Source organism: Vulcanococcus limneticus LL (assembly GCF_002252705.1).
Classification (GTDB): domain Bacteria; phylum Cyanobacteriota; class Cyanobacteriia; order PCC-6307; family Cyanobiaceae; genus Vulcanococcus; species Vulcanococcus limneticus.
The window spans coordinates 1-7,770 of sequence record NZ_NQLA01000081.1; the positions used below are offsets into that span (position 1 = coordinate 1).

The following is a 7,770-nucleotide window of genomic DNA, read 5'->3' on the forward strand; positions in this document are numbered from 1 at the left end:
GATCTACGGCCTGTGGGTTTCGCTGCATGGGTCCATTCTCCCGCTTTGACCACCACCAGCAGGGAGAGCCTCGATCCATTCTCTACTGCGCCCAGAGTCTCTCGTGTTGTGTTGTGGAGTGCTTTGGCGATACCGGTGTGATCGAGTCGCAGGGCAGCCGTCTGGCCTTCCTGAACACCACGCGTGCGCTGACGCTGCTGGACCTGCAGGGCAATGGCGCCATGCTTGCCGGAAGTGTGGCGGCCCTGGCTGCCACCGCTGACCGGAAACTCAGCCAGGCCTGGTCTCGCTATTTCTACGAGACCCTGCCGGTTGATGGGATTCTCTACAGCAACGCCCACAACAGTGAACCAGCGATCGCGCTCTATGAGCGCGCCGAGCCTGCCATCCAGTGCCTGGAGGATCATCCCCTGGGCGATCCGTGGGATGCGTGGCCACCTGCTGCAGGTGGCCGTTGACCACGCGTTGATCCTGGCCGCGTCTGTCGTCTGACACCTGGGCAAGTTCATAACTCTGTTTCCTGCCAGCCCTGGACAGTCCTCCAGCGCACTGTCACGCCAGCGTCGGGGTCGAGCAGGTCGTCATCGCCGGCCGGCAGCGACTCTGCCCAGGCCTGAATGCCCACGGCGGCAGTGGCCGTGCTGTCGGGGTGGGGCTCGTGGAGCGACCGCAACAATGCCTGACGCCGCTGCTGGAACGCCTGGTCAACAGAACGCGGAGAGATGGGCGGCATCGACTTGACACTACGTGGCTCTTCTGGACTCAGATGCACCCTTACAGACCCCGCAACGCTGCATCCAGCCCCTCAACCACTCCCGCCAGGAACGGCAGGTCCAGCGTCTCCACCGTGTCGGTGGGCTGGTGGTAGTGGGGATTGCGCAGAAACGAGGTGTCGGTGACCATCACGGCGTTGTAGCCCGCATCCCAGAAGGGGCTGTGGTCGCTCAGGCGCACATCCGGCAGCAGGCGCCCATGGAAGGGCACCGGAAGCACCTTGGTCTTCACATGGGCGCCCATCAAGCGGGCCAGGGCCGGCAGCAGGGGCGCCACGCCGGTGTTGCCCACCAGGGCGATGAAATCACCGCGATCGCCGTAGATCGCCTGCATCCCAGGCAGCGGATAACTCTGGGTTTCGGCGGTGTAGCCGAGCATCTCCAGGCTGAGCATCAGCTGCAGCGGCTGGCCGCTGGCCTTGAGCTCCCGGGCCAGGGCCCGACTGCCGAGCATGCCCCACTCCTCCTGGTCAAAGGCGACGATCCACAACGGACGGCGCGGCGGGGCCTGTGACCAGCGGCGGGCCAGCTCCAGCAACGCCACCAGCCCCGTGGCGTTGTCGTCGGCGCCGGGGGAACCGAGCGGGCCGTCGTAGTGGGCGGCTACCAGCAGCGGCGCCAGTTCCGGCTTCTGACCTGGCAGGCGCAGAATCAGGTTGGTGCCTTCGCCGGCGCCCTCATTGAAGCGGTGGCGCTCCACGGCACCCAGTGGACTGAGCTGCTCCACCAGTAGCTCGCGCACCGCCAGCAGGCCGAGGGGATCCCAGCGGGCATGGCGCGGCCGCGCCAGCGGCTCCAGCTGGGAGCGCAACCGCCGCTGCAGATCCTGGTGGTGGGAGGGCCCAGGGGTGGGGGATGGGAATGGCATCGGGCTTGGTTGGACTGCTGATCACGGGATCTCCCCAGGCTGCGGGGTTGGCCTCATTGACGCCGCCGCGATTGCGCGAACAACGGGCCCATGGGCCTGGTGATTCGCACGAAATGCCGCATCTGCTGCCGGTACCGCCGTGAGCATGCAGATCCCACGCGATACGACCCATGCCCTTCCAGGACGCCGCCGCCGAACGCCGCAAACAGCTCGCCGCCCAGCTGCTGCGCGGCGAGGAGGTGATGGTCACCCAGCAGGGGGCGATCCGCAGCGCCGATGAGCACGACGGCAACGAGGTCGCAATCACTGTGCCCGAAGGCAAGCTCGCCGCCCGCTCCCTCTACTGGTACGAACGCGATCCCGAACTGCTCCAGGGCGAAGTGGAGGCGATGCAGCACTTCTTCCCGCAATTCCGCCGCGACCGGCTGCCCGATGGCCGCATGTCCTGGCTCGGATCCCTCGCCAGCGGTGTGCCGGGCAGCCACCGCCTCTGGCATCTGCAGGTGGTCTACGACCACGACCATCCCCACAACGACAGCTATGGCGGATCGATCAACGTCTACCCGATCGAACCGGACCTGGCGTCGATCGAGGCCGAGCTCGGAGAGCCCATTCCCCATACCCTGCGCCATCAGGGCAGCGGTGAGCTGAGCATCTGCACGGTGGAGGCCGGGGCCTTCCGCAGCAACCGTAACCACTCGAGCACCGCCGCCAGCAGCCTGGCCTGGGCCGCCAAGTGGATCGCGGCCTTTGAGCTGTGGATGCTGGGCGAGCTGAGCAGCCGCGACTTCGCCGGTCACCGGATCTGAGCCGATGCGTTTCCCCTGGAGCCCCCAGCAGGCGGCAAAGCGGGTGTGCTTCTCCGATCGCGCCCACGCCGCGATCGTGGCCGAGACCGCTGCCCAACACCCCAACGAGACCGGCGGCATCCTGCTCGGTCACAGCTGCTCAGGTGTGTGGCACGTGATCGAGGCCATCGATCCCGGCCCCGCCGCGCGCTTCTCGCGCGTGACCTTCGAATACGACACCGCCTATGTGAACCATCTGGCCCGCAAGGTGGCCGGCCACTACCAGCGACCGCTGCGGCTGATCGGCCTCTGGCATCGCCACCCGGGCAGCTTCGATCAGTTCTCCCTCGACGACGACATCACCAATCACCGCTACGCCTGCCAGTCGCCCGAAGGGGCGATCTCCTGCCTGGTGAATCTCGATCCGCACTTCCGGATCACCGCCTATCACGTGCCGCAGGACCTGCACTACCGGCGCCTGCCCCACCAGATCGGTGATGGCGGCATCCCCGCCGAGCTGATGGAGCTGCGCCACGCCAGCTGCCTCGATCCCGGGCAGCTGGAGGACCGCCGCCAGCGGCAGGCCCTGGAGCGCCTGCTCCCCAGCGGCCCCCAGCCGCCGCAGGCCGGCCCCCTGGCCCCAGCCCTGGCTGCGCTGGTGGCCCCCCTGCTGGAGGTACTGGATGGTCAGCGCCGCTTTGCCTACGGCCTGCAGGTCTGCGGCCCCACGCTCGTGCTGGCCCTGGTGGAGCGGGGTGGCGCCGGCCTGCACCGCCTCACCCTGCTGCAGGAGCCGCACGGTGAGGTTCGCCTGCGGCGCCATGGCGGCGATCACTCCTGGCCGTGGGATGTGGCGCGATTCCGCCGCTGGCTGCGGGGTGGCTGCCATGGCTGAGCGGAACAACACCACTCCCCACACCGTCTGGTTTCCCTGCGATCTGGCCGCGCTGGCCGATGGCAGCGCCCTCTATGGCTATGCCCATCCCGAGACCCGTCAGCTGGTGGTGGTGGGAGGAGAGGAGCAGGGCCGACTCCAGCCCGGGGCGCAGCGGCTCGGCTGGCTGGAGCCCGCTGCTGCCGAGCTCGCCAGCGGCGGTGGCGCAGGCAGTGCCGATGGAGGCCTGGTGGCGCGACGGGGCGAGGGCAACGGCGCGCTGCAGTTCCGCTGGCAGGGGCACCCTTGCCACGGCGAGCCCTACGACCTTGAGGCCGATCTGTTCTCCCGTCACCAGGGCCTGCTGGAAAGCGCCGCGATGGGGCAGTGCGGCGTGATCGTGTGCGGCTGCGGATCGGTGGGCAGCCTGGCGGCCCTGGATCTCGCCCGCAGCGGCGTGGGCCGGTTCCTGCTGATCGATCCCGACCTGCTGGCGATCGAGAACCTCTGCCGCCACCAGTGCGGCCTGGCCGATGTGGGCCGCGCCAAGGTGCGGGCCGTGGCGGATCGCATCCGCCAGATCAACCCCCGCGCCGTCGTGAAGGTGCACAGCACCAGCCTGGAGCGAGTCGATCCGGCAGTGGTGGCAGCCTTTGCGGACGCCCGCACCAGCGAGGGGGAGCGGACACCGACGCTGATGCTGGCCTGCGCCGACAGCCGCCGCGCCGATCGCCACGCCGCCCGGCTGGCGGCGGCGCTGGAGCTGCCATTCCTGGCGATCGGGCTGTGGGAGCGGGCCTTTGCCGGGGAGATCTTCTACAGCCACCCCGATACGCCCATGCCCTGTTACGGCTGTGCCTTTGAAGGCCTCCCGGACGCCCTCGGCAGCAGGAACGAGCCGGCGCGGCGGTTCTACAGCTCCGAGGCGGATCTGCAGAAGCTCGATGTTCAGCCCGGGATCGCGATCGATATCGCCTACGTGACGCAGATCGGCCTCAAGCTGGCGATCGATCTGCTCAACCGAGCCAACCCCGCCCATGTGCCACGGCTGCTGGGGCAGCTGAGCCAGTACACCCTGGTGTGCAACAGCAACGACCCGCGGCTGGGCGGAGAACGCGCCGAGATTTTCTCCCACCCGCTGCAGGTCACCACCTCGATCCAGGTGGCCCATGGCGCCTCCTGTCCGCCCTGCCGCTGGCGGGGGTGAGGCGAGCGATGCCGTTCAACGACAAGGGTGAATTCATCCGCCCCGAACCCTCAGGCCCCAGCCCCGGCCGCCGCTCCAGGCGCAGGCGCGTGGTCCCCAGCCAGCCGCCGATGCGGCCTCCGGGCCGGCCGCGCATCACCACCGGCCCCGATGCGCGGCCGCCGCCGCGGGCGGCGGCGCCGGCGGACTCCACCAGCCCCTGGGAAGCCATCGCTGCGCTGATCGGCCTGGTGCTGCTGCTGGCCGCACTGGCGGGGGTGGGCTGGGTTCTGTTGCTGTTCCACAAGTGGATCCTGATCGCGCTGGTGCTCTGGGCGCTGCACGGCGTGAGCAACTGGCTGCGCTGAGGGGGTCCGGATCACGGAACGCAAACCCACTGCACCGCAATGGGTCCTGGTTGATCGCACTGGACAGGCTGCCTTCCCCGTCCACCGGCGCGATCCTTAGCACATCGCCGCCGCAGTCCCGATGAGTTCCCCCGCCGACCAGCCCCAGAACCCCTCCGCCGGTGAGCCCCAGAACCGCAGCGGCCGCTACCGCTACCGCGCCGGCAAGCCCGTCGATCCCAACGAGGGCCTGCATCCCGAAATGTTCGAGGCCGAGATGGCCCAGGCCGAGTCGGCCGCCAGTGCCGCGAGCTCCATCCCCAACAGCCCCCAGGAACTGATCGCCATGCAGGAGAACAAGCCCGAACGACCCGAGAAGCCCGAACGGCAGCAGAGCCCCAAGGTGAAGCAGGTGATCGAGCTGATCGAAAAGCTCGACACCACCGCCTACGAGGACCAGCAGATCGCCCTGGCGATCCTGCGGCACCTGGAGACCTTCCACGACGAGGTGGTGGATGAGATGAAGGATGACGTCGACGCCAAGCACAGCCAGATCGCGGCCTGGGCCGTCGATGCCGACCGGCTGATGCGCAGCCGGATGCTGCTCGACTCCGTCGATCTGGAGTGATGCATGGTCGCTGCCTCTATACGGCAGCGACCGCGAAGCGCACGGGACCCTTAGCTGCCTTCCAGGAGATGGGCGATCAGGATTCCGCTCCTGGCAGACCTGCCTAGCGTCGGACCAGAAACGCCGCACCCATGGCCCCCAAGGGCACCCTGTTCCGCAGCCTGCAGGACTTGGAGGCTGCGGGCTCCGCCGAACGCCGGGTCGCGCGCCAGCGCCGCCAGCAGGAAAGCAGCGGTGAGATCCTGCAGACCTTCCTGGCCTATCGCCTCGCCGATGCCGCCGAGAAGATGGCGCTCGGCATCGCCATCGGCGATCCGCTGACGCTGCGGCATGAGCCGACGAACGAATGGGATCCGAATGCCGTGAAGGTGTTCTGGAAGGATCAGGAGATCGGCTACCTGCCCAAGGGGATGGCGGCCCTGGTGGCCGCAGAGGTGCCGGAGGCCGCCACCGGCCTGGAGGCGGTGGTGAGCGGCCTGGCCACCACCGCGCTGCGGGATGCCTTCCGGCTGCAGATCTCGATTCCGATCGAGAAGCCCAGCCGCCGCCTCAAGGACCTGGGGGTGACCGGCGACTTCGCGTGGGACTTTGATCGCACCAGCGGGCCCGACAAGATGCGGCTGGTGATCAACGCCACCGAGACCGCCTTTCGCGAACTGCAGGAGCTGCTGCGCGTCAGCTACGACGTGAGCAAGTGCGGCTACAGCTACTACCCCACCCAGGACGGCCGCCATTACCCCTGGTACCTCAGCCTCACCGATGCGAGCGGGCGGGCGCCGGCGGATGAGGCGCCGGTGGAGCAGCTGATCCGCAGCCAGTTCGGCGTGCCCAGCGAGACCACGCGGCGGCGGGAACGGCAGCAGCGCCTTGAGGAGCTGGAGGAGAAGCAGGAGGAGATCAGTCAGCGCCTGCAGGTGATCCGGGCTGATGAGGCCCGGCTGCGGCGCGAGCTGGAGGCGAGCCAGAAGCAGCTGCAGGAGCGCAAGGGCAAGACCAAGGACCAGAAGGCCAAGGCGAAGGAGAAGGCCAGGGGCCTGAAGCTGGAGCTCTCGATCGCCCGCCAGGAACTGGAGCTGGCGCTGAACGAAAACGCTCGGCTGGCGCTCGACCGTCAGGAGCTGGAAACCACCCTGGCCGCGCAAGAGGAGGATCTCCGCTACTTCCATGAGCTCAGCGAGAGCATGGGGAGCTTCCCGGGCAGCGGCGCCGGCTACGGCCCGGCGGGCGGAGCTCCGGATCGCGCCGGCGCGCCGGACGCCGAGACCAGCGAACGGCTGCTGTCGGCCCTGCGGACCACGACGGCGGACCTCAAGCCCCGTCAGATTCTCGACCTGGCGACGAAGATCTGCCCGGACAGCTTCGTGGTGCTGGAGTCGGCCTGGAAGTCGGCCGATGACGCGGCCGGCTTCGAGAAGGGAGAGCAGCTGTTCGAGCTGCTCTGGCGGCTCGGGACCCGCTACCGCGAGGCCAGGCTCGCGGGCCAGCCGGATGTGGCTGGGATCCAGGTGTTCGGCGCCAGCACCTTTGCCAGCCGGGAGTCGAGCACGATCGAAAACAACCCCACGGCCCGGCGAGCCCGCACCTTTCTCTACAAGGGCCAGGAGCTGCCGATGTGGCAGCACCTCAAGATCGGCGTGAAGGATTCGATCAACCACACCCTGCGTCTGCACTTCCACTGGGATCCGGAGGCCGGCCAGGTGGTGATCGGCCACTGCGGCAAGCACCTGCCGGTGCCGGGGCATTGAGGCCAGGCTGGGCCGGCCTGCGCCTGCACTCAGGCTGGACGCTGCAGCCGCCTGAAGCGCAGCTCACTCACGGCGGCGATGGCTTCGAAGTCGGCATCGAAGCTCACCAGCACGGCGTTGTGGTGCAGGGCTACGGCGGCGATCAGCAGATCCAGGCTGTAGACGGTGCGACCGGCCTGGCGGCAGGCCTGCCCCAGAGCGGCCGCCCGCTCCCAGAGATCCCCCGGGGTGGCCAGGCAGGGCAGGGTGGCGAACTGGGCCTCCAGCAGGCGGACCTCCTCCGGCCGGGCTGAACGCAACAGCTCAAAGCGCACCGGCTCGGCCAGATGGGCCTCGGGATCGAGCACATAGGGCGCGATGGCCTGCTTCAGGGACGCGGGGCTGCGGGTCCGGGTGAAATCGATCCAGAGGCTGGTGTCAAGCAGCAGCGTCATGGGGCGATGGCCTGATCCCGCAGGCGATCACGCTCCTGGTCGCCCTCGAAGGCCTCCAGCTCCACCCCCCACTCGCCGCTGAGGAAGCGCTGGGCGATCCGGGCCCGACGCCGCTGCTGCAGGGCCT

Annotated in this window: 10 protein-coding genes; 7 read left to right on the forward strand and 3 right to left on the reverse strand. The window is 68.7% G+C overall.

Going from position 1 to position 7,770, the window contains the following annotated elements:
- Positions 1-26: 26 nt before the first annotated feature.
- Positions 27-458 carry an RES family NAD+ phosphorylase gene (locus CJZ98_RS16775; RefSeq protein ID WP_094592265.1) on the forward strand — a complete coding sequence of 144 codons (432 nt, stop codon included), beginning with the start codon at positions 27-29 and terminating at the stop codon, positions 456-458.
- A gap of 47 nt (positions 459-505) precedes the next feature.
- On the opposite strand, the gene CJZ98_RS16780 is transcribed toward CJZ98_RS16775, so the two are convergent.
- Entirely contained in the window at positions 506-673 is a 168-nt protein-coding gene (locus tag CJZ98_RS16780) for a hypothetical protein (RefSeq protein WP_157911061.1), read from the reverse strand.
- 101 nt (positions 674-774) lie between these two features.
- On the reverse strand, positions 775-1,641 hold the full coding sequence (locus CJZ98_RS16785) for a M20/M25/M40 family metallo-hydrolase (RefSeq protein ID WP_094592267.1): 867 nt from the start codon (positions 1,639-1,641) through the stop codon (positions 775-777).
- 170 nt (positions 1,642-1,811) lie between these two features.
- Here CJZ98_RS16785 and CJZ98_RS16790 point away from each other — a divergent pair, with 170 nt between their 5' ends.
- The 6 genes from CJZ98_RS16790 (at position 1,812) to CJZ98_RS16815 (ending at position 7,209) form a co-directional block, all read left to right on the forward strand.
- On the forward strand, positions 1,812-2,450 hold the full coding sequence (locus tag CJZ98_RS16790; RefSeq protein ID WP_094592268.1) for a hypothetical protein: 639 nt from the start codon (positions 1,812-1,814) through the stop codon (positions 2,448-2,450).
- A 4-nt stretch (positions 2,451-2,454) separates the two neighbouring features.
- On the forward strand, positions 2,455-3,324 hold the full coding sequence (locus CJZ98_RS16795; RefSeq protein ID WP_094592269.1) for a Mov34/MPN/PAD-1 family protein: 870 nt from the start codon (positions 2,455-2,457) through the stop codon (positions 3,322-3,324).
- Positions 3,317-4,510, forward strand: a complete 1,194-nt coding sequence (locus tag CJZ98_RS16800; RefSeq protein ID WP_157911062.1) for a ThiF family adenylyltransferase — start codon at positions 3,317-3,319, stop codon at positions 4,508-4,510. Before CJZ98_RS16795 ends, CJZ98_RS16800 begins: the two co-directional genes overlap by 8 nt.
- Positions 4,511-4,518: 8 nt before the next feature.
- The gene (locus CJZ98_RS16805; RefSeq protein ID WP_094592271.1) at positions 4,519-4,857 is read left to right on the forward strand and encodes a hypothetical protein; all 339 of its coding nucleotides are present in this window, start codon (positions 4,519-4,521) and stop codon (positions 4,855-4,857) included.
- A gap of 121 nt (positions 4,858-4,978) precedes the next feature.
- Complete coding sequence (locus CJZ98_RS16810; protein WP_094592272.1) at positions 4,979-5,464, forward strand: hypothetical protein; 486 nt, start codon at positions 4,979-4,981, stop codon at positions 5,462-5,464.
- A gap of 131 nt (positions 5,465-5,595) precedes the next feature.
- Entirely contained in the window at positions 5,596-7,209 is a 1,614-nt protein-coding gene (locus CJZ98_RS16815; RefSeq protein WP_094592273.1) for an HIRAN domain-containing protein, read from the forward strand.
- Between the two features lie 29 nt (positions 7,210-7,238).
- On the opposite strand, the gene vapC is transcribed toward CJZ98_RS16815, so the two are convergent.
- Positions 7,239-7,643: a type II toxin-antitoxin system VapC family toxin gene (vapC, locus tag CJZ98_RS16820; protein WP_094592274.1), complete on the reverse strand. Its 405-nt coding sequence runs from the start codon at positions 7,641-7,643 to the stop codon at positions 7,239-7,241.
- Positions 7,644-7,770 lie beyond the last annotated feature (127 nt).